Source organism: Bacillus sp. LUNF1, assembly GCF_011008975.1.
Taxonomy (GTDB): Bacteria; Bacillota; Bacilli; order Bacillales; family Bacillaceae; genus Bacillus; species Bacillus velezensis.
On the sequence record NZ_CP048876.1, the window covers coordinates 1,862,940 to 1,885,614 of the forward strand.

Genomic DNA, 22,675 nt, shown 5'->3' on the forward strand with positions numbered 1-22,675 from the left:
CACGCATTCCTTATGACGTGACAACATTTTTCGGGCTGTAAGATAAAAAACGGGGCATGACAGCAAAAGACGTGATGAAGAAACCGAAACATTTTCTTAAAAAAACTTCTCAACCACTGTTGTTGTGATATAATAATACTCGTTGTGTTAAAAGATCTAACATATGCAGCAAAAATGACAGTAAAAGATATGTAAAAGGGAGGTTAAACATGGAGGCTTTCATCAGTGAAATCATAAATGTTCCAAATGATTTTATTTGGAAGTATCTTGTTTATATTTTAGTCGGGATCGGATTGTACTTTACGTTCCGTTTTCGCTTTATTCAATTCCAATACTTTATTGAAATGTTCAGAATCGTCGGGGAGAAGCCGCAAGGAAATAAAGGAGTATCTTCAATGCAGGCATTCTTTATCTCAGCCGCTTCTCGTGTCGGAACCGGAAACTTGACCGGCGTCGCGCTGGCGATTGCAACAGGCGGTCCCGGCGCAGTATTTTGGATGTGGATCGTAGCGATTGTCGGTATGGCTTCCAGCTTTGTGGAAAGCACCTTGGCGCAGCTGTATAAAGTGCGTTCCGGTGACGAATTCCGCGGCGGTCCGGCATATTACATGGCAAAGGGACTGGGCGCCCGCTGGCTCGGTATTTTATTTGCCGTATTGATTACCGTTTCTTTCGGACTTATCTTTAACGCCGTGCAGTCAAATACGATTTCTGTCGCGTTTGACGAAGCATTCCATGTGAATAAAACAGTTATCGCAATCATTTTAGCTGTATTAACGGCTTTCATTATATTCGGCGGTCTGAAACGTGTTGTTTCCGTTTCGCAATTAATCGTTCCGGTCATGGCGGGTATGTATATTCTGATCGCGCTGTATGTCGTGATTGTAAATATTACAGCGGTACCTGAGCTGTTTGTTACGATTGTGAAAAATGCGTTCGGTCTTGAACAGATCGTCGGCGGAAGCTTAGGAAGCATCATTATTATCGGAGCGCAGCGCGGCCTGTTTTCTAACGAAGCGGGTATGGGAAGCGCGCCGAATGCCGCAGCGGCTGCACATGTGTCGCATCCGGCTAAGCAGGGATTAATTCAGACGCTCGGCGTATTTTTTGATACATTTATCGTTTGTACATCGACTGCTTTTATCATTTTATTGTACAGCTTTACGCCTAAAGGCGACGGCATCCAAGTGACACAAGCCGCACTGCAGCACCACCTCGGCGGCTGGGCCCCGACATTTATTGCGATTGCGATGTTTTTATTCGCATTCAGTTCAGTTGTCGGCAACTATTACTATGGTGAAACGAATATTGAATTTATTAAAACAAGCAAAACATGGCTTAATATTTACCGCGTATTCGTGGTAGTGATGGTGGTATACGGATGTTTGGCTGACTTCCAGATCGTCTGGGACATGGCAAACTTGTTTATGGGACTCTTGGCTCTCATTAACTTAGTGGCAATCTTACTGCTGAGTAATGTAGCCTACAAGATCTATAAGGATTATGCCGCTCAGCGCAAAAAAGGTCTTGATCCTGTATTCAAAGCCGAGAATACGCCGGAGCTCAAGCATATTGAAACATGGGCGGAAGAAGAAGGTACAAGCCCTGAACGTAAGACTGCTAACTAAGGAAACGTGCATACAATTTTCAAAAAACCCCTTACATTTTGTTGTGAGGGGTTTTTTCATGTGAAAAACCGGGTTATTTTTACCGAAAATAGATTTTTTTGAATTTACTGTATTTTTCTCTTGTGTGTGTAAGGGTTTTCATATAAAGTTTTACTAAACCGGTTTATCAAACCGATTTAGTCTTAAAAGAAAGGAGTATTGATGTGGCTTCTGATTATGGCATTTTTACGATCGGTGATGCGATGATCACCTTAAATCCCGCAAGCACAGGGCCTTTGCGTTTTGTTACCCATTTTGAACGAAAAGCAGGAGGAGCTGAACTGAATTTTGCGATTGCATGCGCCAGGTTGAATCTGCACTCAAAGTGGGTCAGCAGACTGGGGAAGGATGAGTTCGGCAGAGTGATTTATCAGTTTGCCAGAGGAGAAGGAATTGATGTGACTGACGTCTCCTATGTTGAAGGCTTTCCTACATCTTTAAATGTCAAAGAGATCAGAAATGACGGTTCAGGCAAGACGTTTTATTACCGTTTCAATTCACCAATTCTGACTCTTGCACCGGAAGATATAACAGAGAATATGTTTGACGGCATTCACATCGTTCATCTTACCGGTGTGTTCCTCGCGCTTGATAAGAAAAACCTTGAAATTGCTGAAAGGGTGCTTTCCATCGCCAAAGCAAGAAAGATTCCCGTATCTTTTGATCCGAATATCAGGCTGAAGCTGTGGACGATTGAGGAGGCGCGTGCGGCATTTCATCAAATCTTTCCGCATACTGATATTCTTCTGGCGGGCCGGGACGAAATGAAACAGCTGACAGGTATAGGGGAAAATGAAGCATTAGCCCGGTTTGCAGAGACCTATTCAATCAGTCAGCTCGTCATAAAAGACGGTGAAGCAGGTTCTGCGCTGTATCATGATCATAAGTGGGTTCACAAAGAGGCTTTCCCGGTTGCGCCTGTTGACACGGTAGGAGCGGGTGACGGCTTTAATGCCGGCTACCTGTACAGTTATCTGCATGGTTTTGAACCGGAAAAACGCCTGGAGTTTGCCAATGCGGTCGGTGCGCTCGTCACCACAGTTTCCGGTGACAATGAAGGGCTTCCCTATCTAGAAGAGGTTCTGTCATTTGTAAACAAAGAGACTGTGATTGAACGGTAGCAAGCACAACTTAAAAAGCGGGTGAGAAAATGAAAGCGGTTCTAGTACGGAAAGCATTTGATCTGGTAGTGACGGAATGTGAGAAACCGTCTGTTGTCCATGCGGATGATGTTCTTGTCAAGGTGAAGCGGGTCGGAATTTGCGGATCAGATTTGCATATTTATCATGGGACAAATCCGTTAGCGTCCCTGCCGAGAGTAATCGGACATGAAGTCACAGGGGAAGTCGCAAAGACCGGTTCTCATGTCCGGCGTTTCAAGCCGGGTGACCGGGTAGTGGTTGAACCGATATCTTATTGCGGAACATGCTATGCCTGCCGGAAAGGACGTCCGAACGTCTGCAAAGCGCTTTCGGTGTTCGGCGTTCATGAAGATGGCGGGATGCGGGAATATATCGTGGTTCCGGAAAAGCAGCTGCATGCCGTTTCGCCCGATCTGCCCTGGGAGGAAGCGGTCATGGCAGAACCATATACGATCGGCGCCCAGGCCGTTTGGAGAGGCCGTGTCGAGAAGGAAGATACCGTTTTGGTTCAGGGAGCGGGACCGATCGGAATCTGCATATTAAAAATGGCAAAGTTCAAAGGCGCTTCCGTCATGATAACCGACTTGAATGAGGAACGCTTGGCATTCGCTGAAAAAAACGGTGCGGACGTTACCGTCAACGCGCAAAAAGAAGATCCCGTTTTGCGGGTGAACGAATGGACAGAAAATGAAGGCGCCAATGTTGTCATTGATGCCGTCTGTCTCCCCTCAACGTTTGAAACGTCCATTGACGCGGTTTCTCCGGCCGGTCATGTGGTTGTGCTTGGTTTTGATGAGAGGACTGCCGGCATTTCTCAGCTTCCGATCACAAAAAAGGAAGTCACGATAACCGGTTCAAGATTGCAGACGAATCAGTTTCCGTACATTACAGACTTACTGAATAAAGGCCTGTTAACGCACGGCGGTCTTATTACACATACATTTTCAGCAGATGACGTCCATCAAGCATTTCAGTTGATCGAACAGCACCCGGGCAAGGTGGGAAAAGCAATCATTACGTTTGATTAAAGGAGGAGCGAGAATGCTGCCTAAGTACGCTATTTACGAAAAACTTCTGCATGCACAAGTGGTGGCTGTCATAAGGGGACAAAACAGCCAAGAGGCGCTTGAAGTTTCAAGAGCGGCCATTTCAGGAGGTATCAGCGCCATTGAGCTTACATACACAACTCCTGAAGTGGAAGATGTCTTTAAGGAACTCCGGCATCAAGATATTCTTCTTGGAGCCGGCTCTGTAATGGATACAGAAACGGCGAGACACGCCATTTTATCAGGCGCCTCATTTATCGTCAGCTCTCATTTTGTAAAAGAGATAGCATCTCTATGCAACCAGTACAGCGTACCGTATCTTCCGGGATGCATGAGCGTGTCTGATATGGCTTTGGCGCTCGAAGCCGGATGTGATGTGGTAAAGCTGTTCCCCGCTAATTCGTTTGACCCTTCATTTATCAAGTCGGTCAACGGTCCTCTGCCGAATGTCCGCATTATGCCGACCGGGGGCATCTCATTAAACAGCATGAATGACTGGCTCTCTGCCGGAGCGGTCGCGGTCGGTGTGGGAAGCGACTTGACAAAAGCATATCAAAAGGGCGGCTATGAAGCTGCCGTATCCCTCAGCAAAGAATACGTCTGCCGAAAAAACGAATATACGGGGGTGTAACATGAATATCACGTTTCGCTGGTATGGCCAAGGTAATGATACGGTGACTCTTGAACATGTCAGACAAATTCCCGGGGTCAAAGGCATCGTCTGGGCTCTTCACCAGAAGCCCGCGGGCGAAGTATGGGAAAAGGAGGACATTGAAGCGGAAGTCAGAGTCATTCAATCCTATGGGTTTCATGCAGAGGTCGTGGAAAGCGTGAATGTTCATGAAGCCATTAAACTTGGTCATGAAGAACGCGGACAATATATTGAACACTATAAACAGACCATTCGCAATCTGTCCGAATTCGGCGTGAAAGTCATCTGTTACAATTTCATGCCGATATTTGACTGGACGCGTACCGATATGTTCCGCGCGCTGGAGGATGGGTCAACCGCACTGTTTTTTGAAAAAGCGAAAGTGGAAAGTCTCCCTCCGGAGGAACTCATCCGCACGGTTGAAGAATCTTCTGATTTGACGCTTCCCGGGTGGGAGCCGGAGAAAATGGCCCGGATCAAGGAACTGTTTGAGGCCTATCAAACGGTCGGTGAAAAACAGCTTTGGGCCAATCTTGAGTTCTTTTTACACGAAATTCTTCCTGTAGCGGAGGAACACGGCATTCAAATGGCCATTCATCCGGATGATCCGCCCTGGTCAATTTTTGGCCTGCCCCGTATTATCACCGGTGAGAAAAGTTATGAAAAGCTGCGAGAGATTTCAGATTCACCCGCCAATTGTATTACGTTATGCACGGGTTCGATGGGAGCGGATCCCGCCAATGATATGGTGAAGATCGCCAAACACTATGCGGGAGCTGCGCCGTTTGCCCATATACGAAATGTGAAAATCTGCGATAACGGTGATTTTACGGAAACTTCGCATCTTACCAGTGATGGGTCCATTGATATTACCGCTGTGGTAAAAGAATTGCACGGCCAAGACTATAAAGGATATGTACGGCCTGATCACGGCCGTCATATCTGGGGCGAACAATGCCGGCCGGGTTATGGTTTATATGATCGTGCCTTAGGAATTATGTACTTGAACGGACTGTGGGATGCGTTCTCGTCTCATGAGAAAGGGGTGAAGAGATGAAACCGATTCATGAACGTTTATCAGGAAGAACCGCTGTCATAACAGGCGGGAGCGGTGTTCTCTGTTCAGCAATGGCAAAGGAGCTTTCACGGCAGGGGATGAAAATTGCGATCGTCAGCCGGAATGCTGATAAAGCAGAGCGTGCGGCGGGCGAGATTGCTGACGCTGGAGGAACCGCGGTTTCTGTACCGGCTGATGTTTCAGCCCGTGATTCGCTCGAAAAGGCAAAAGACGAGATTATCAGCCGGTTCGGTTCTGTCAATCTTTTAATTAACGGAGCCGGGGGAAACCACCCTAATGCGATCACTGCCAGCGAGACGTATGAAGAGGATGAGCAGGGCACATCCTTTTTTGATATGGACGAAACGGGGGTTTCCAGCGTATTTTCAACCAACTTTACCGGTGCATTTCTGGCATCGCAAGTGTTTGGAAAAGACCTTTTGAAGGCGGAATGTCCCACGATTATTAATATTTCTTCTATGAGTGCGTATACACCGATGACAAAGGTGCCTGCCTACAGCGCGGCCAAGGCGGCGATTCAGAATTTTACGATGTGGATGGCTGTTCATTTCGCAAAAAAAGGGATGCGGGTGAATGCCATCGCTCCGGGTTTCTTTTTGACAGCGCAAAACCGTGAGTTGTTATTACAGGAAGATGGAAGTCTGACAGACCGATCCAATAAGATTATGGCACATACACCGATGAAACGTTTCGGGAAACCGGAAGACCTTCTGGGAACGCTCCTGTGGCTTTCGGATGATTCATGCTCAGGCTTTGTCACAGGGGTCACCGTTCCCGTCGACGGAGGTTTTATGGCTTATTCCGGAGTGTGACAGAACCCATGTCCCAGTCAGATTGTAAACTATTTACTTCTGACTTATACTAGTGAAAAATGAAGACAGACGGGGATGAGTCTATGAAAACCATTACAATTTCTGATGTGGCGAAATATGCAAACGTATCTAAAAGCACCGTATCTCAATTTTTAAATCAGCGCTATGACTATATGAGCGAGAAAACGAAACAAAAAATAGAAGCGGCCATTCAAGAGCTGAACTATCAGCCGAATTTCGTCGCCCGCAGCTTAAAACAGAAATCAACATTTACAGTAGGTGTGGTGGTGGCTAATATTCTTCACACCTTTTCCACTCAGGTCATCAGGGCGGTGGAAGACTATTTTCATGAACAAGGATTTCATATTATTGTCTGCAATGCGGATGATGAACCGGAAAAAGAAAAGAAATATATTGAAATGCTGCGGGCCAAGCAGGTGGACGGAATTATTATTTTTCCGACGGGCGAAAATCTCTCTTTATATGAAAAGATGAAACGCGATACGTTTCCGGTCGTGTTTATGGACAGAACCATTGAAGAACTCGGGATTCCGACAGTGATGCTTGATAATCATCATGCAGCCGGTCTTGCCGTTGACCGGTTTATCGAAAGCGGCATTAAGAGAATCGCGATTATTACGACGTCCATTATTCGGGAAATCAGTCCGAGGGTAGAAAGGATTGAAGGGTATAAGAAGGCGCTTGACCGCCACGGAATGATGGTGCGGAACGAATATATCAAAACAGCCGATGCGGCTGATATTTCCAATGTTTTGTCAGAGCTATTCTCACTTCAGGAGCCTCCGAAAGCGATATTGGCGGCAAACGATATCGTTCTTGTTGAGGTGCTGAAGTATATGAAGGAGCATGATATGACAATTCCGGATAAGGCAGCCGTCATCGGAATTGATGAAGTTCCTTTTGCGGGTTTTTTTACTCCTCCGATTACGACGATCGTCCAGCCTGCGGCAGAAATGGCGCGAAAAGCGGGAAGCCTTCTTCTTCGCCAGATACAAGAAAAAGATGGCGGTGAAAAACGGATTCACCGCTATAAACCGGCGCTGCTCGCAAGGCAATCCGGATAACCGGTTTCATTGCATAAACCGGTTTACTCCGGCAATTTAAATGTCTGAATATTATGAAATGATGAGAGGGGGATTTTATGTTCTCAAAGGATAGATTCCCTATTATTCTTCTATTATTTTCTGCCGGGGTGATTAACTATTTAGACCGCTCAGCGCTGTCTATTGCAGCGCCGTTCATACAGCAGGATCTCACATTGTCGGCAACCCAAATGGGGCTGATTTTCAGCAGTTTTTCTGTCGGATACGCTGTGTTTAACTTTCTCGGCGGTGTTGCATCTGACCGGTACGGGGCTAAATTGACATTGTGTACGGCGATGATCGTTTGGTCTCTTTTCAGCGGAGCGGTTGCGCTTGCTTTCGGATTTGTAAGTCTTTTGATTATCCGTGTTTTATTCGGTATGGGGGAGGGGCCGCTGTCGGCTGCCATAAGCAAAATGGTCAACAATTGGTTTCCTCCGTCTCAGCGCGCCACGGTCATCGGCCTGACAAACAGCGGAACGCCGCTCGGCGGAGCGATCTCCGGCCCGATTGTCGGGATGATTGCTGTGGCGTTCAGCTGGAAGGTTTCCTTTGTCCTGATCATGATCATCGGTTTAGTCTGGGCGGTCATCTGGTTTAAATTTGTCAAAGAACGGCCGGCGCCGACGGAAGACGCTCCGGCAATGAAAGCGGAGATTCAGTCGCATGAGCAGCATATCCCGATGACCTTTTATTTGAAACAAAAAACGATTCTCTTCACGGCTTTTGCCTTTTTCGCCTACAACTACATTTTATTTTTCTTCTTAACATGGTTTCCGAGCTATCTGGTGAAAGAACGCGGTTTAAGTGTTGAATTTATGAGCGTGGTGACTGTTATTCCTTGGATTCTTGGATTTATCGGTTTGGCGGCAGGCGGAATGATTTCTGATTATGTATTCAAAAAAACCGCCGGAAAAGGGGTTTTGTTCTCACGGAAAGTCATTCTTGTCACTTGTCTGTTCGCTTCCGCTGTACTGATCGGATTTGCCGGACTTGTTACCACTACCGTAAGTGCCGTTATTCTCGTTGCTTTATCAGTTTTCTTTTTATATATAACGGGCTCTATCTATTGGGCGGTGATTCATGATGTGGTTGATCAAAGGAATGTCGGGTCAGTCGGCGGCTTTATGCATTTTCTTGCAAACACGGCCGGTATTATCGGGCCTGCTTTAACCGGCTTTATCGCGGACAAAAGCGGATCATTCTCCGGGGCGTTTTTGCTTGCAGGCGGATTAGCCGTTTTGGCCTCGGCTGCGGTAATCTGTTTCGTGCGTCCGATTATCATTCAACCCGCTTCTAAAGATAAAAAAGACACGATACCTTATTCATAAGTCATCAAAGCCACTGAGGCTGTCCTGCCGATAACGGGATGGCCTTTTCGTTCTGCCGCTTGATCTGTTCCTATGATAATATAGGAATTGTTTACAAAAGAAGGGGAGAGGAGGGGGCATGAAACAGAAGCCGATATATGTCGAAATCAATATTGCATCTGATATAGAAACGCTTTGGGAATATACGCAAAACCCGCATCTTCATAAGGAATGGGATCTGCGTTTTTCTGACATTACATATCTTCATAGGCTGCCAGATGAACCGCAGAGGTTTCTATATGAAACACGAATCGGTTTTGGGCTGAAGGTATCCGGCACGGGCGAATCAATAGGTGACATAAGGCCTCGCTCGTCAGAAAGAGTGTCTTCGCTCGCTTTTGCCTCTGATCATCCGCTGGCACTTATAAAAGAAGGCAGGGGCTACTGGAAGTATATAGAGCGGGATAACGGCCAAATCGCATTTTTGACTCAATATCAATATGAAACGGCCCGCGGTCTGCCGGGAAGTTGGATAGACCGGTTTTTATTTCGTCCTCTGCTAAGCTGGGCTACCGCATGGAGTTTTGATGCGTTGCGGCTTTGGATAGAACAAAACAGACATCCGAAGATATCAGTCCGTTCCGGGTTTGTCTATGTCTTTATGTGTCTCGTATTCAGTCTGTATTGGTTTTTTCAAGGATTTCATGATGGCTGTGCCGATGCAGAGATCGTGAGGGGAGCGCTGGAGACAGGGTTAGGGGTATTATGGCTGCTTCCCATGCGGAGAAAGTGGCTGATTCACGCCGGGCAGTCAGTCTTCTTTTGTGTAACGGCACTGTTATATTCCGGCGGCGGATTCGTGATCTCATTAGGAGTGCTTACGATAGCCGGCATGATTCTTAAGCTCAAGCTGCCGAGCGCCTGGCATACAAAACGAAAGAGAGAAGTGAAATGACGGATTCAATGTATGAAAAAGCGATTACTCATTATCAATCACTGCACCCGATGCTGCAGAAACGGTACAGATTTGACGAATCACGCACGTTTTGCGGAGAAGGCGTTATGTCAGAAATAAAGGGAGGTTCTTTTCTTGTCAGAATGCTTTTAAAGACAGGTGTTTTTTTCAGATGTTTTTTCTCAGAGAGGGGAAACGATATCCCTTTCACTATCGAAAACAAAAACAGGCAAAGTGGCGTGGAATGGAATCGTACCTTTTTCTTTAAAAGCAAAACGCGTTTTTTTGATGCAGTCATGGAATATGATGAGCGGGAAAACAGAATTCTTGATTACTTCGGAAAACCCCGCATCCTACTGTCTGAACTGCATTTAGAAGCGTCTTCAGACGGAGGGCTTGTTATTACATCCGGAAGGCAGTGGCTCCTGATAGGCGGAAAGAAAATCCCGCTTCCGGCATGGCTGTGCGGCAGTTCAACCGTTTATGAGGCTTATGATGAGGAAATGAATTGCTTCAAAATAAAGGTTCATGTGAAAAATCGGATACTCGGCACGCTTTTCTCTTACCGGGGGACTTTCCGGGAAACAGAGGGAGAAACATGCTGAAGCGTTATCTCATGGTAAGCGTGATTTGCTTTTTGGGATTTGCGGCGGCTGAAGCTCCGCATATATCAGCTGCTGAGACGTTTGTTTTATTTTCCGTACTTTTTTTCGTTCCTGCTGTATTCGATTTTGCTTTTCGGCCGTCAAAGACCTTAGAGAATGTGTTGTTACGGAGTTATCCTGTTGCCGCTATATGTGCGGCGCTTGCGCTTGTCACAGGCTTCAGTTTTTTTGCCTTTGTGTGGCTCATTTATACGCTTGGGCTGGCACTGTATGCTGTCCGGCGGCTGACGAAAACAAATATTCACAGAACAGAAGAGATATCTGTTATGGCGGGTTTCATTTATTTGGCCGGGGGCGGATTCTGGTTCTTCGCATATGTCCTTGAGATTCCCGTCATGAATTTCGGCCCGCTTATCGTTCTGCTGACGGCGGTGCACTTTCACTATTCCGCTTTCCTCATTCCGATCTTTAACGGATTGCTCGGCAGGATCATACGGGAGAAACGCGAACTTTACCAGTGGAGCACGGTCATTATTTTGATTTCGCCGATCCTTATTGCCTTGGGGATTACATTTTCAAAGACACTTGATGTGATTGCTGTCGCCCTGTATCTGGCGGGTCTGTATGTAAATGCATATCTCGTCTTTACGGGGCCGTTTGTTACGAAAACAGGAAGGGTCTTGATCAGGAGTTCTTCGGCTGTGTTAATGATCACAATTGCTTTTTCTTTGATATATTCGTACGGTGTCTACCGCGAGGAGGCAACGCTCACGATCAGCCAGATGATTTGGATTCACGGGGCCGTCAATGCATTCGGCGTTATCCTGCCGGCTTTGGCGGGGTGGAGGTTGGAAAATCCGAGACCGTTTGATGAGGGCAGTGAAAGAACGTTCAGCCGTATTTACGGGAAGAGAACGATAGGCAAAGAATTTTTGACTGATATTCATGCAGCAAATGACATCCATTATACCGGCCTTCTGGATCAGCTGAGAGAACTGCATTCTGAAGACTTTTCAACTGAAAAACTGGCGCCGGCCGTTATTTCCTTTTATGAAGAGACAATTGATTATGACATCATGGCAAAAGTGACGTGGAGCAGATGGTTTCGTCCATTCGCGCGCATGTACGAGCCGTTCAGCAGAAGAGCGGGGCAGATTCACCTGTCCATGAATCCGGATTGGTATATCATGCACAGTGATATTATAGGAGTTGACTCTGACAAAGATGGCAGAAAAAATGTCCGTGCGTGGATCAGAACAAATGAAAAGCAGGAAACCGTTTTTACTGCGCTGTATTCAGCGTACAGGTCAAAAGGGGAAGGATACATGAATATCTCTCTTCCGCTGCCGTACGGCCAAATGACGGGCATTTTAAAACCTTATGCGCGTAAGCAGAATCTTATTTTGACAAGCAGACGGCGAAAAAGCGGAGCGGGTGATGAAGGGATTTATCTGCAGACGAAATGGGGGGCGTGTCATCTTCCGCTGGCAGAGACATTTCTTATTTCAGCCCAGAGCGAAACCAGCCTGAAGGCCGTTCATCATATGTGGCTGTTCGGACTGAAATTTTTAACTGTGCATTATCGGATCACTCACGCTTCCGCAGGTAACCGAAGCAAGTAACAAGCTGCAGAGCCGTCTGATCATCAGGCGGATTTTTCTCATCTACATGGGTTATATTCACCATTTTATTTGCGAGCTATTTTGCGGCGGATGACACGAAAGGAGTCATCCGCTGGATCTCATTTATTCTCGTGTTAGCTCAGCTGTCCGGGATGACATGAGCGGTTATGTTGTCAGTGAATGAGGATAGGACGCAGCCTCGGTCTTGCCAGTCTTTGCCTGTCTTTCATGATTCGCGAAATGAAAACGACCGCAAAGATACCTGTTACATTGAGCGGTATGGTGAAGGCAGCCGGGCATATGTCCTTGCTGAAAATCTCGTTTTTATCCATTTTAGCCCGTGACATGATTTTTACGAAAATGTTTGGCTTCACAACGGCATATGCGCTGCGTATAGGTGTCAGTGAGAAAGAAATCAGCTTGTTGTCTTTTCGTTTATGACTCCCCCCGCACTGGCTCCGCTAGTGATAGGAACGTTAGTTCGCAGGTGCGGAAACTGGGTAACATTAAAGCTGTTTTATTTACTCGCAGCCGTTTTTATTTTTATCATTCCTTTTACCATCAGCCCGATGGCGCTTTATGTGGTTCAGATTTTAATAGGTTTTTCACTCACATTATCTTTCCTTTGCTGCTTGGAATGTCGATTGAGTCTGTTCCGGCAGACATGAGAGCAACATCGATGGGGGCGTACCAGGCGCTTTATGCACTCGGTATTTTCGGAGGACCTTTGGTCGAGGGATTTTTTAACGATTGGCTGGGGCTCAGGGCCGGATTTTATTTCGCGGCAGTGCTCGGGCTGGCGGCTGTCATACTTGCTCAGCTCATATGTGAGGAGCCGATGCGAAAAAATCGTCGGAGTATTACCAGACATGATTTTATTTTTGTGTACGCTTTCAAAAAAGAAGAGATCTTATTCGGATAAAATTCATGACAATATATGTATTTTTAGTGAAAATAAGTATCTGATCTACAAAATATGACAAATTCCCTTTGTACAAGATGGTAAAATCAGATTACCTGCTAAGTGAGAAAGCAGCAGGCAATAAATCACAAGGGGGCAATATTAATGTTAAAAAGTAAAATTAAAAAAATAGCCGGTGCGGCTGTAATTGCTGGAGCATTATTGGTTTCTGTGTCGCCAGCAAAAGCAGAAACTCTTCCGGGATTGATCTGGGTCATGGACAAATATACTGACGCTTTTAAATTCGACATGTTTATTAAAAACGGAAATGAAAAATGGGTTTATGTTTACACAAGATTATCCGATGGCAAAGTTGATGTGGAAGAAGTAAAGTGTGAAACAATTTATAAAGATCGATGCTATGTAAAGCAGTAAGAAATAAATACAAATCGTAATACATCCTATTTTTTTAATTCTGTCTCATCAACTAAGTATACTTAAGATAACGAGACAGAATTTTCATCAAAGATTTAACTTCCTAGAATATATATTATGTAAACTAGAAATTGTGAAGAGAATATAAAAGTGGATTCATATTATAAGAGCGTCCCCTTTTTGTAAGGTAATATTAAAAAACCTCCACGTCCTTAATAAATTAAATTGGTCATAAAGGTTTTTCAGTTTGAGTATTTTAATCGGTTATGTCACTTGTTGCTGGTCTTCTTGATCAAGTCCACGCCATCGTATGCCAGACTTTCCACACTTGCAGCCTTCTGCAGTATATAATGATCAAAAAAGTTCTTCGTATAGTCTGTAACAAGATTTCGCATCTCCATGGCATCCCGTTCGCCTCTAAGTTCCTCATTCACACTGGTAAACACGATGTCGCAGTAATCTAAATGCGCAGCACGATCAACAGAGAAATAATAGGTATCCATGCTATTGTTAGCGCCAATGATCGCATTCATGTTATAGTTCGGTTCAGAAAACAGCAGCAAAAAGGGTTTCTTAAGGTCGCTGCCCTGAAGGCCGAACGCTCCGCTATCTAAGCCAATCCCGCAGGCGAACCGGTCGTCGTCCCGGCAAACAATCGCCGTCGTAGCCCCTCCATAAGAATGTCCGACTATGCCCATACCGATGTCAAGCAACAATCTGCCCTTAAAGATGGAATTCAGCTCTCCAGAGTCCAATTTGACAAGATAATCGGCTGCATACCTTACATCTTCTGCCTGTAATTCACTATACTCTGTTAACTTGTCAAGTATCGGCAGTGTAAGCACGTTTTGGCACATCTCAATGGCAGTTTCATCGTCAGGACGCATCTCCATCTTACCAGCCAACGCCATCATCTCCGGATCTTCAGAAAACGCCATAATAATTTCCGAAAAATCCTTTGATATATTAAACAGGCGCCCATCTTTACGCTTATACATCGTGCTATTCTGATGGCCGATGCTTACCACAACATATCCCATGCTTGCCAAGTCTGTACAGATCACTGTACCCCATTCTGGAGAACAGCCCCCGCCGCAAACATAAAATAACACCGGATAGCGTTTTTCCATCCCGGAGAGAGCAAGGCCATCGTAACATTGGGTCTTGATATCTATAGTGTAAGCATCCTTCAACGCAGTGAGAAGCGGCTGCTCATCAAGCATTTCGCAGACTTCAGGAAACATGTACGCTGATGTAGTCTTCCCTTCGCTGCTGTCGGACGGATAGTACACAAACGCCGTCAGTTCTCTTTTTGTATGATCTGGTGCCGTGTACTCAAAATCCATCTGGCTTCGGCCGACAGTATAGCCGCCAATTGGCTCTGGAAACGCGTCATACCTTTTCATTCTCTTGTTCCCCCTTAAGTAATAAAAGTGGCGGATGTGAAATACATACATTGCGCTACAAACGTTTTTCATTACATCATATGTTCAGTGAATCATAGCTACTCCTTGGCTTTCTTGAGATTGCTAACAACATTTGTACAGGCCCATATACTGTTTCAGAGTTTCATCCGCCACGTAAACCTCCATGTATTGCTGTTTAAGATGATAAAAGCGGACATCGTTGCTGATGTCCGCCTAAAGCTTACTAATTGGGTTCTGTTCCCCAAATCAGTTTTCCTTGATGATATAATGTGATTTTTTTCGTTGTTTTAAACGTATTTGATTGGAAAAAGGAATAATCGCCGCTTTGTGCATAATTGCTCCAGTCATCGTTGTGAAGACGAAGCTGAATATTCCCTGTGCTTGCTCCCGGTGACAGTGTTCCTTTTTTAAACCCCAGTTCCAGATAGGTATCTGCGCCTTGCTTAGGTTTATGCAGCGTCACAAACTTGTGGGTCAGATTGCTGCATCCAATCTGCGCGTAGTCACAGTCAAAGTTTTGGCCTTTGTTTTTCGCGTTATACCAGTAACGGGCAGTGACATCTTTTAAATCAACCGTCGTATTCCCGTTATTTTTTATGTGAAGCTGCGGGCGGATTTGGTTGCTGTTCACACTCCCATCCCCTGCTTTGTATTGTACAGAAACGCCTTTTTCCTGTGTGGGATTATCTTGTGCTGGCGTTTCAGGGGCGTCCTTCGTTGAATCTTTGTTGCTGCGAATGTTTTCTCTTACGAAGGTTCCTGAAGCAGTTAAATCTGACAGCGGCCAGCCGCCTGTTTTAGATGCTCCAGGCTTTAACGCTGAGGATGATTCCTGCTTATCAGAAAGATTCCAGTTCACCCAGCTGATTTTCTTGCTGTCGAGATAATTCAGCCATTCCCGCGACTGGTCAAGGAATACACCGCCATTTCCAGACGCGTCGCTTGTTCCCCATTCCGTCACGAAAATAGGCGCTCCTTTACTGAGTGCATAGTTTGCTTTATCCCGTAAAGATTGGCCGTGTGTGCCGGCATAAAAATGAAGCGCGTACATGACGTTTGCATCTTTTAGCTGGTCATCGGCAGCATCATTCACATCCTGGCTCCATGTACCGGTTCCGACAATGATGGGATTGTCGGGGTCATTTTTGCGGATAACGGAAATCACTTCTTCCGCATACGGTTTAATATCACGCTTCCAGTTCACGTCACCGTTTGGTTCATTTGCAATTTCATAAATGACGTTTGGCGTGTTTCCGTAAAGACTTGACATTTCCTTGAAAAATTCTTTCGCCTTCTCTTTATTTTGGTTTGGGTTGCCGTCATTTAAGATATGCCAGTCAATGATGACATATATCCCAAGTTCTTTTGCCGCTTCAACCGCTTCTTTTACTTTATTTTTCACGGACGGGTTGTCAATATAACCGCCGTCTGCCGTATACATTGCCGCGCGGAAAACGGTGATGCCCCAATCGTCTCTCAGCCATTTTAAGCTGTCTTTATTGACGAAATCGCCATACCATTGCAATCCATGTGAACTGATCCCTTTCAGTTGTACCGCTTTGCCGTCTTGGTTTACAAGTTGTGTACCTTTTATGCTAAGCTGACCATTCTTGGCTACTGGCGTTTTTGTCCCTGCTGCTGATGCCGGCGAAGGCAGCAAGCCGCCCATTGTCAATACCGCAATCAATAAACACGTAATAAAAATAGAAATTGACCGTTTCATATCTGATCTTTTCCTCCTTCGCATCATTTTGGCTCTTTCTTATGAGCTCGAACTCATTGTAAAAATCTTTCTCATGATTGTCTATCAACCTAATTTCTTGTTTTTTGGGAGGTGTAAAAGCCTGTCAATTTGCTCTATCTCTATTGAATAAGACACACCTGACACATATAGTACAAAGAAAACCGGACTGAATCGGGACTTTACACGTCATTTTTCAATCGAATCGAAAAATTAAATGTATTTCCAACGTAGACACGCTGAATGTGATGAGTCTCAATATGGCATTGAATCTTATGTTTGCTGTAAGAAGACGAGCCCTTGCCCGTCCTTGTTAATTTAAGGTTGATGTAAGGTTCGGATTAATACGGGTTAAGGTTGGAGTTGTACAATAAGATTGTACTTCAGTGAGGGATTCAGCCAGAAGAATTCCCCCTTCAATAAATCATAGAGGTGAAAAGGTTTGAGAGAAAATAGAATTTTGTCTTCATTATGTTACTTCAGTATATTTTTTGCGCCATTTCTGTTTCCGATTATCGTCTATTTCTTAGGTCAGGACGATGTGAAATATCATGCGAAAAAATCTTTATGGACGCATCTGATTCCTTATTTGATTTTTGTAATTGGCATCATCGCTTCAGGTTTACTTGGTATGAATGACATCAGGCACGCCGGGCCTTTCCTGCTTGCGACGTATGCTGTTACATTCCTTGTGGCGATCTACTTTTTCATTTGGAACATTGTCAAAGGAATCAAAGTGTTTTCGGAGCAATAGGAAAAAAAGGTTCTGTTATTGATCACAGAACCTTTTTTGTATAGCCATTATGATAATTGTATATCTATCGTTGTCCCTTCTCCCGCGGTGCTTTGAATGGTGATGTCCCCTCCGTGCTTTTGGATAATATCCTTTGCTATGGCCATTCCAAGACCAGAGCCTGCATGCGTCGTTCCTGTATTTGTGCCCCTGTAATAGCGATCAAACACTTTCTCCAGCTCCTCTTCTTCTATCCCTTTGCCGTTGTCCTTAATTGTCACATGAGTTCGTTCTTTTTGTTCAAGCTGTACAACGATCTTCACATCGGGATCATTGTGAACGAGGGCATTTAAAATGAGATTCGTGACCGCTCTCCGAATCAATATCGCATCAAGGTTCAGCATCAGCTTTTCCAGGTTCGTTTGAAGTTCAATGGACTTATCCGCATATCTAGAATCGTTTAACATATCAATTAACGTTTCCCGCAGCAGCGATACAAGGTTTACCCGTTCTGTATGTAACATCACATCGTTGTTTTTCAGCCTTGTCGTTAAATTTAAATCTTCCATCACATCTTTCATATAGAGGGATTTACTCTCAATGATCTGGGCGTACTCTCTGATCTGTTCGACTGTGAGATGGTAATTTGGATCTTGGATGATTTCTGCATAGCCTTGAATAGATGCTAATGGTGTTTTAATGTCATGAGAAATATGACTGATCCACTCTTCACGCATTTGCTCTAATTTATCTTTTTCTTTTTTGCTTGAAGATAGTTGTTCCGATAAATGATTGACATTATAGAAGACATCTTTATAAATGCCTTTGGATTTTATTTTGATCGTATAATCTCCATTAGCTAACCGCTGGATTCCTTGAATGACACGGCCGAGCGGTTTTGTGAGCTGCCGGCTGAATAGATAGCCAATGAGTAACGCGATCAATGCATCTATTGATAATAATATGATGGTCCCTGCATTGAACTTCGTCACAAATTCCTTGGTATCATATGAGAGGACATATTTTCCGAGAGAGGGATTTTTAAACCCTATAAAGTAACTGTACTCCTTGCCGTTTACTTTTTTTCCGCCGGCGTAAATGGTTGATAATAATCGTTCATCCTTATATTTATGTAAATTTACAATTTCAATAGGCGTATATTTTTCCTTCAGTCCTTTAGGTTCTCTATCATGATAAACATCCTGTCCGTTTTCATCTAATATTTGAATCCATGCATTCTGCTCTTTTAAAGCTTTTTGGCCCTCTTTGTTTACTGTGATACCATTGTTCGATAACGTGACATATTGTCGGAATGATCTTGTGAAAGTTTCCGGTGTGCTTTCTTCGTCATGTTGGCTGTTCGCCTGGAAAACGAGCAAAAACATAAAAATAAATAAATTAATGAAGACTGTAATGATGGTCACGATAATGACAGAGACCATATACCTGCCTGTTAATCGCCAATTCATCCTTACGCATCCTTTACAGCAAATTTGTAGCCTAACCCTTTCACAGTGACGAGAAAGTCTGGTTTTGATGGGATGTTTTCTATTTTCTCACGGAGCCTGCGTATATGAACCATCACCGTGTTGTCAGAACCGAAGAAATCTTCTCCCCATACAGCTTGATAGAGTGTTTCTTTACTGATCACCCGATTGGGATGCTGCAGAAAATAGGTCATAAGCATAAGTTCTTTAGGTGTTAACTCAATAGCCGCTCCATTTTTGGTGAGCTCGGCTTGTTGTTGGTTTAATTCAAATGGCCCTTTTTTTATCACGGTTCCGGTTTGAGAAGGCTGTAAGTAAGAGACCCGTCTCAGCTGCGCTTTGACCCGATATGCAACTTCCTTAGGGCTGAAGGGTTTTGTAATGTAGTCGTCCCCGCCGATGGCAAGTCCTACAATTTTATCCGTTTCCTCCCCCTTTGCAGACAAAAAGATAATCGGAACGTGTGAAATGTCTCTTATTTGCTTGCAGATATCATAGCCTTCACCGTCTGGCAGCATGATATCCAATATCACAAGATCGGGATTTTCTTGATGAAATTGAGCCAATCCGTCACGGGCAGTCGAAGCGGTGATCACGCGATCAATGCCTTCTCTTATTAATACGGTTTTGATCAGTTCCAAAATTTCTTTTTCGTCGTCTATGATTAATACTTTGCTGTGAAGCCGTGACATATATTGATCACTCCTTGAAGTCATTGTCATTATTATACCCAATGTCTGTGCATCGTTAAAAAAATCAACACTTCTATCCCACAGAAAATAAGCCAATTTTCTTTTTCAAGTAAGAAAATTGGCTTATTGCGATGCTGATGCCTTTAACGCTTTACAACAAATGTTGTCACGCTTTGAGCCGGAAGATGGGCCCAAAAATGATTGTCTGTTACTTTGAGATCCGTTCCAGGTTGAAGATTGCTGCTGCTGCTCGTGGTCCATCTGGATACTTGCGAAGCAGTTCCATTCTGCAACACAAAGTTTTGGTTGACTCCTGTGTTATTTTTATTAATGGCAACAATCACGACTTTATTGTCTCCTTTATAGGCTGACACGTAAACATTCGGTTCAGGATTTTTCGTTGCATCAATCCTTACATAGCCAGGGCGCACAAATTTTGAGAAATGAGCCATATTGTATCCGCGTTTGCTGATCATTCCATCTTCTTTCATAGGGCCGTATGATCTGCGGATGTACCACCACACATAAGCTTGAAAATCTCCCTCTACCATTGAATGGTGAATATGCTCTGAAACACCTAAAGCCTCAGGCCAGCGATCCGCTGAATTGTTGTCACTATTCGGATAGTATACCTCCGTCATCCATAGCTCTTTCCCTCCTCCTTTTTGTTTGAAAAGAGGATAAGGAAACTGACTGACCTGAGTGCCGTACAGGTGGGTTCCGAGGATATCCATATTCCTAAGCGCCTGCGGATCGTTCAAAATGGGGTCCGATATATTTTTCAGGTATTGAAATGATTCCGGCGCAATCACGCGGGCATTAATGGAACCGGCATTCTCTCTCATGAAACGCAGGATTTCTTGGGGCGTCCACCATGTCCATTCGTGAGCGTAATCAGGCTCGTTTTGCATAGAAATCGCATACAGATTCACACCATTACTCTTCATGAAATTAACGAAATCGTTAAGATGCTGCGCGTATGCGGCGTACTTATCGTATCTCAGCCGCTTAGCTGATGTGTCACCATTATGATTGAAAGTCTCAACCATATCGTTTGGCGGATTCCAAGGGGAAGCAAAGACGATTGCTCCATGTTTGATCGCACTCTTTGCAGTCTCCACTTCCTTGTACCAATTGTTTCTATTTTCATCTACATGAATTCTTAAGACCGAAAAACCTAACTGATTCTGTCCATTGCCAAAAGCGGTCTCCCGTTGGGCTGCAGTCAAGTCTCCAATCCAAGCCGGGTGGTTCATTCCTCCAAAACCGCGAATCACTTGTCTATCTGCAGATATATTAACTGTTGCATCACTTGCTGCTGAAACTTCAGTAACTCCCGGTCCTAAGAGCATGACGGACATCATTGTGAAACATACCAATAATACACAAATTGATTTTTTTACGCTCGACATCATTTTTTCCTCTCTTTCATATGTCTTTTATGGACTTAGAAAACGTATCTTTGCTTATCTTTGTGTAAACTGCCAGTAATCAACGTTAAACAAGTTTCCTGTATCAGTTCCCGTAAATACAAAGAATACGTTGTGAACACCTGTTGCGCCGCTTATCGCAGTTTCTATTTCTCTCCAGGATTGCGTTCCGCCTGTGGAAGGGACATTCAAGGTTCCGACAAGCTTACCGTTTGCACTGTCTAGCCGCACTTCTATTTTCCCGCCAAGAGCGGACGCTACATTTGCTTTAAACGTCCTGGCGCCGCCTGAGCCGAAGTCTGCATTTCCAACAGCAATCCAGTCTCCGTTATGAATGTTTGTGACATGTTGATTATTGACCGGCCCGCCGGGCGCTGAGGATGCCTCTGTCAAAATCCGTCCGTTCCAGGCAAACGTTTCCGCTTCTACCCGGTTATATGGATTCAAGTTGGATAGCTGTTTGACACCTGCAAAATTTGCCGCTACCTCTTGCAGGGAGCCATCTGGATTATGCACAAGCTTATTAATATGGGGAGAACGGTATCCTTTGCCGGCTCCGTAAAGAGCGGAGCTGACAGTTTGAGTATGATACACCACATACCACTCGTTTTTAAAATTGAAAACAGCATGGTGATTGTTCCCGCCGCCTCCGAAAAATGCTCCCGGATTTTTCAGAAAGTGCCCTCTATACGAAAAGAAACCCATGGGACTTGAGCTGGTCATATAGCCGATCTCACCTGGAGGTTTATCGGCGGGGTGCGCGCCCCCGAAATTGATACAATAGGAATAGTAATATTTTCCGTTATACTTATGCATCCCTGAGTCTTCAAACATAAAAGGCGCATCAATGGTCGATGCACTTCCAGCAACACTGGTCATATCAGGACCTAATTTCATGACTCTTGCTGTTTTAGGATTGGCCCATTGCCCCTGCGATGGATTTGAACCGCCCGGAACGCCTCCGCCGGCATATAGGTAACCGGTACCGTCATCATCTACGAATACTGCAGGATCAAAAAGCCATACAACACCGGACATTCCTGGCGTATTTGGCGTTACAAGCGGTTTTCCGATCGGATCTGTCCATGGGCCGGTCGGGCTGTCTGCGGTGAGAACCCCGATACCTCCGCCGCCGTTTGCGAAATAAAGGAAAAATTTATCCTTACCATTGATCTTTTTCACCGCGGCTGACGGGGCCCATGATGCTCCTGCCCATTTGGCAATCCCCCGGCCGCCATTCGCCCCATTGGCACCCGCTGCGGGAATCGCTCCGTGATCTGTCCAGTTCACCATATCCGCTGAAGATATGACGGATATTTTATTCAAATTGGCAAATGAATTATCCTTAATCGTTCCGTCGCTATTATATTCATAGTCATCGCTTGACATATAGATGTAGACTCTTCCGTTATAGGTCAGCGCAAACGGATCTGCTCCCAAATGATGGTCTATAAGCGGATTTGAATTCCCAACATGTTTTGCAATTGGAGTGCTGGCAGCATACGCAGACTTCCCAGTGAAGCAACTCAATAATAAAGCAAGGACCCATAGGCATACCCAACATTTTTTATACATAACTTAACGCTCCTCCTTTTTCTTTAAATTTAGGGAACTTTTACCATTTGAGAACAAATTGCAGTACCGGCAGTAAAAAGCAGACTCCGCAGTTAAGCGACTCAATAATAGAGCTAGTACCTATAAACATACGCTACACTTTTTTCTAATAACTTGACATCCTCCTTTTTCCTTAAAATGTATGATGATTTTTTTACCATTTGATGACAACTGGTCATGGAGAACGGCTCTGGAGTAAGCCTTGCGAACACAGGAGTATGAC

General features: G+C 44.7%; 21 protein-coding genes. 15 read left to right on the forward strand and 6 right to left on the reverse strand.

Annotated features, from left to right (window positions below; genetic code table 11):
* Positions 1-209 precede the first annotated feature (209 nt).
* From G4O42_RS09105 to G4O42_RS09165, 14 genes are all read left to right on the forward strand, one after another.
* Complete coding sequence (locus G4O42_RS09105) at positions 210-1,628, forward strand: alanine/glycine:cation symporter family protein (protein ID WP_007410311.1); 1,419 nt, start codon at positions 210-212, stop codon at positions 1,626-1,628.
* Positions 1,629-1,831: 203 nt separating this feature from the next.
* Positions 1,832-2,788, forward strand: a complete 957-nt coding sequence (locus G4O42_RS09110) for a sugar kinase (RefSeq protein WP_032875057.1) — start codon at positions 1,832-1,834, stop codon at positions 2,786-2,788.
* Between the two features lie 29 nt (positions 2,789-2,817).
* Positions 2,818-3,837, forward strand: coding sequence for a zinc-binding alcohol dehydrogenase family protein (locus tag G4O42_RS09115; RefSeq protein WP_032875058.1), 1,020 nt, complete (start codon positions 2,818-2,820; stop codon positions 3,835-3,837).
* Between the two features lie 13 nt (positions 3,838-3,850).
* Positions 3,851-4,486, forward strand: a complete 636-nt coding sequence (locus tag G4O42_RS09120; RefSeq protein WP_014418028.1) for a bifunctional 2-keto-4-hydroxyglutarate aldolase/2-keto-3-deoxy-6-phosphogluconate aldolase — start codon at positions 3,851-3,853, stop codon at positions 4,484-4,486.
* Position 4,487: 1 nt separating this feature from the next.
* Positions 4,488-5,564, forward strand: coding sequence for a mannonate dehydratase (gene uxuA, locus G4O42_RS09125; RefSeq protein WP_032875059.1), 1,077 nt, complete (start codon positions 4,488-4,490; stop codon positions 5,562-5,564).
* The gene (locus G4O42_RS09130; RefSeq protein ID WP_032875060.1) at positions 5,561-6,397 is read left to right on the forward strand and encodes an SDR family oxidoreductase; all 837 of its coding nucleotides are present in this window, start codon (positions 5,561-5,563) and stop codon (positions 6,395-6,397) included. Before uxuA ends, G4O42_RS09130 begins: the two co-directional genes overlap by 4 nt.
* 83 nt (positions 6,398-6,480) lie before the next feature.
* Positions 6,481-7,482, forward strand: a complete 1,002-nt coding sequence (locus G4O42_RS09135; RefSeq protein WP_032875062.1) for a substrate-binding domain-containing protein — start codon at positions 6,481-6,483, stop codon at positions 7,480-7,482.
* A gap of 77 nt (positions 7,483-7,559) precedes the next feature.
* A complete protein-coding gene (locus tag G4O42_RS09140; RefSeq protein WP_029325933.1) occupies positions 7,560-8,831 on the forward strand; it encodes an MFS transporter in 1,272 nt (423 codons plus the stop codon).
* Positions 8,832-8,949: 118 nt separating this feature from the next.
* Positions 8,950-9,765, forward strand: a complete 816-nt coding sequence (locus G4O42_RS09145) for a hypothetical protein (protein ID WP_032875064.1) — start codon at positions 8,950-8,952, stop codon at positions 9,763-9,765.
* Positions 9,762-10,370 carry a DUF4166 domain-containing protein gene (locus G4O42_RS09150; RefSeq protein ID WP_032875066.1) on the forward strand — a complete coding sequence of 203 codons (609 nt, stop codon included), beginning with the start codon at positions 9,762-9,764 and terminating at the stop codon, positions 10,368-10,370. Before G4O42_RS09145 ends, G4O42_RS09150 begins: the two co-directional genes overlap by 4 nt.
* Complete coding sequence (locus tag G4O42_RS09155; protein ID WP_032875068.1) at positions 10,364-11,992, forward strand: YndJ family protein; 1,629 nt, start codon at positions 10,364-10,366, stop codon at positions 11,990-11,992. The genes G4O42_RS09150 and G4O42_RS09155 overlap by 7 nt, the downstream gene beginning before the upstream one ends.
* 180 nt (positions 11,993-12,172) lie before the next feature.
* Positions 12,173-12,433, forward strand: coding sequence for an MFS transporter (locus tag G4O42_RS19820; RefSeq protein WP_032875070.1), 261 nt, complete (start codon positions 12,173-12,175; stop codon positions 12,431-12,433).
* Positions 12,396-12,914: an MFS transporter gene (locus G4O42_RS19980; RefSeq protein ID WP_223204439.1), complete on the forward strand. Its 519-nt coding sequence runs from the start codon at positions 12,396-12,398 to the stop codon at positions 12,912-12,914. The genes G4O42_RS19820 and G4O42_RS19980 overlap by 38 nt, the downstream gene beginning before the upstream one ends.
* Positions 12,915-13,058: 144 nt before the next feature.
* Positions 13,059-13,328 (forward strand): hypothetical protein, encoded by a 270-nt coding sequence (locus tag G4O42_RS09165; RefSeq protein WP_014418037.1) that lies wholly within the window; start codon positions 13,059-13,061, stop codon positions 13,326-13,328.
* 269 nt (positions 13,329-13,597) lie between these two features.
* On the opposite strand, the gene G4O42_RS09170 is transcribed toward G4O42_RS09165, so the two are convergent.
* Both G4O42_RS09170 and G4O42_RS09175 read right to left on the reverse strand, forming a co-directional pair.
* Entirely contained in the window at positions 13,598-14,734 is a 1,137-nt protein-coding gene (locus tag G4O42_RS09170; protein WP_032875073.1) for an alpha/beta hydrolase, read from the reverse strand.
* Between the two features lie 244 nt (positions 14,735-14,978).
* Positions 14,979-16,478 carry a cellulase family glycosylhydrolase gene (locus tag G4O42_RS09175; RefSeq protein WP_032875077.1) on the reverse strand — a complete coding sequence of 500 codons (1,500 nt, stop codon included), beginning with the start codon at positions 16,476-16,478 and terminating at the stop codon, positions 14,979-14,981.
* 460 nt (positions 16,479-16,938) lie between these two features.
* Between G4O42_RS09175 and G4O42_RS09180 the strand changes: the two genes are divergently transcribed.
* Positions 16,939-17,250, forward strand: coding sequence for a magnetosome magnetite crystal formation protein family (locus tag G4O42_RS09180; protein WP_032875078.1), 312 nt, complete (start codon positions 16,939-16,941; stop codon positions 17,248-17,250).
* A 47-nt stretch (positions 17,251-17,297) separates the two neighbouring features.
* On the opposite strand, the gene G4O42_RS09185 is transcribed toward G4O42_RS09180, so the two are convergent.
* The 4 genes from G4O42_RS09185 to G4O42_RS09200 form a co-directional block, all read right to left on the reverse strand.
* The gene (locus tag G4O42_RS09185) at positions 17,298-18,698 is read right to left on the reverse strand and encodes a sensor histidine kinase (protein WP_032875079.1); all 1,401 of its coding nucleotides are present in this window, start codon (positions 18,696-18,698) and stop codon (positions 17,298-17,300) included.
* 2 nt (positions 18,699-18,700) lie between these two features.
* On the reverse strand, positions 18,701-19,408 hold the full coding sequence (locus tag G4O42_RS09190) for a response regulator transcription factor (RefSeq protein WP_032875080.1): 708 nt from the start codon (positions 19,406-19,408) through the stop codon (positions 18,701-18,703).
* A 143-nt stretch (positions 19,409-19,551) separates the two neighbouring features.
* Positions 19,552-20,823 carry a glucuronoarabinoxylan endo-1,4-beta-xylanase XynC gene (xynC, locus tag G4O42_RS09195; RefSeq protein ID WP_032875082.1) on the reverse strand — a complete coding sequence of 424 codons (1,272 nt, stop codon included), beginning with the start codon at positions 20,821-20,823 and terminating at the stop codon, positions 19,552-19,554.
* A 51-nt stretch (positions 20,824-20,874) separates the two neighbouring features.
* Entirely contained in the window at positions 20,875-22,413 is a 1,539-nt protein-coding gene (locus G4O42_RS09200; RefSeq protein ID WP_032875084.1) for a glycoside hydrolase family 43 protein, read from the reverse strand.
* Between the last annotated feature and the right edge of the window lie 262 nt (positions 22,414-22,675).

Bases quoted from the DNA above. Each gene is read 5' to 3' on its own strand.
- G4O42_RS09105 (WP_007410311.1), top strand. From the start codon at position 210: ATGGAGGCTTTCATCAGTGAAATCATAAATGTTCCAAATGATTTTATT.
- G4O42_RS09115 (WP_032875058.1), top strand. From the start codon at position 2,818: ATGAAAGCGGTTCTAGTACGGAAAGCATTTGATCTGGTAGTGACGGAA.
- G4O42_RS09120 (WP_014418028.1), top strand. From the start codon at position 3,851: ATGCTGCCTAAGTACGCTATTTACGAAAAACTTCTGCATGCACAAGTG.
- uxuA (WP_032875059.1), top strand. From the start codon at position 4,488: ATGAATATCACGTTTCGCTGGTATGGCCAAGGTAATGATACGGTGACT.
- G4O42_RS09130 (WP_032875060.1), top strand. From the start codon at position 5,561: ATGAAACCGATTCATGAACGTTTATCAGGAAGAACCGCTGTCATAACA.
- G4O42_RS09135 (WP_032875062.1), top strand. From the start codon at position 6,481: ATGAAAACCATTACAATTTCTGATGTGGCGAAATATGCAAACGTATCT.
- G4O42_RS09140 (WP_029325933.1), top strand. From the start codon at position 7,560: ATGTTCTCAAAGGATAGATTCCCTATTATTCTTCTATTATTTTCTGCC.
- G4O42_RS09145 (WP_032875064.1), top strand. From the start codon at position 8,950: ATGAAACAGAAGCCGATATATGTCGAAATCAATATTGCATCTGATATA.
- G4O42_RS09150 (WP_032875066.1), top strand. From the start codon at position 9,762: ATGACGGATTCAATGTATGAAAAAGCGATTACTCATTATCAATCACTG.
- G4O42_RS09155 (WP_032875068.1), top strand. From the start codon at position 10,364: ATGCTGAAGCGTTATCTCATGGTAAGCGTGATTTGCTTTTTGGGATTT.
- G4O42_RS19820 (WP_032875070.1), top strand. From the start codon at position 12,173: ATGAGGATAGGACGCAGCCTCGGTCTTGCCAGTCTTTGCCTGTCTTTC.
- G4O42_RS09165 (WP_014418037.1), top strand. From the start codon at position 13,059: ATGTTAAAAAGTAAAATTAAAAAAATAGCCGGTGCGGCTGTAATTGCT.
- G4O42_RS09170 (WP_032875073.1), bottom strand. From the start codon at position 14,734: ATGAAAAGGTATGACGCGTTTCCAGAGCCAATTGGCGGCTATACTGTC.
- G4O42_RS09175 (WP_032875077.1), bottom strand. From the start codon at position 16,478: ATGAAACGGTCAATTTCTATTTTTATTACGTGTTTATTGATTGCGGTA.
- G4O42_RS09185 (WP_032875079.1), bottom strand. From the start codon at position 18,698: ATGAATTGGCGATTAACAGGCAGGTATATGGTCTCTGTCATTATCGTG.
- G4O42_RS09190 (WP_032875080.1), bottom strand. From the start codon at position 19,408: ATGTCACGGCTTCACAGCAAAGTATTAATCATAGACGACGAAAAAGAA.
- xynC (WP_032875082.1), bottom strand. From the start codon at position 20,823: ATGATGTCGAGCGTAAAAAAATCAATTTGTGTATTATTGGTATGTTTC.
- G4O42_RS09200 (WP_032875084.1), bottom strand. From the start codon at position 22,413: ATGTATAAAAAATGTTGGGTATGCCTATGGGTCCTTGCTTTATTATTG.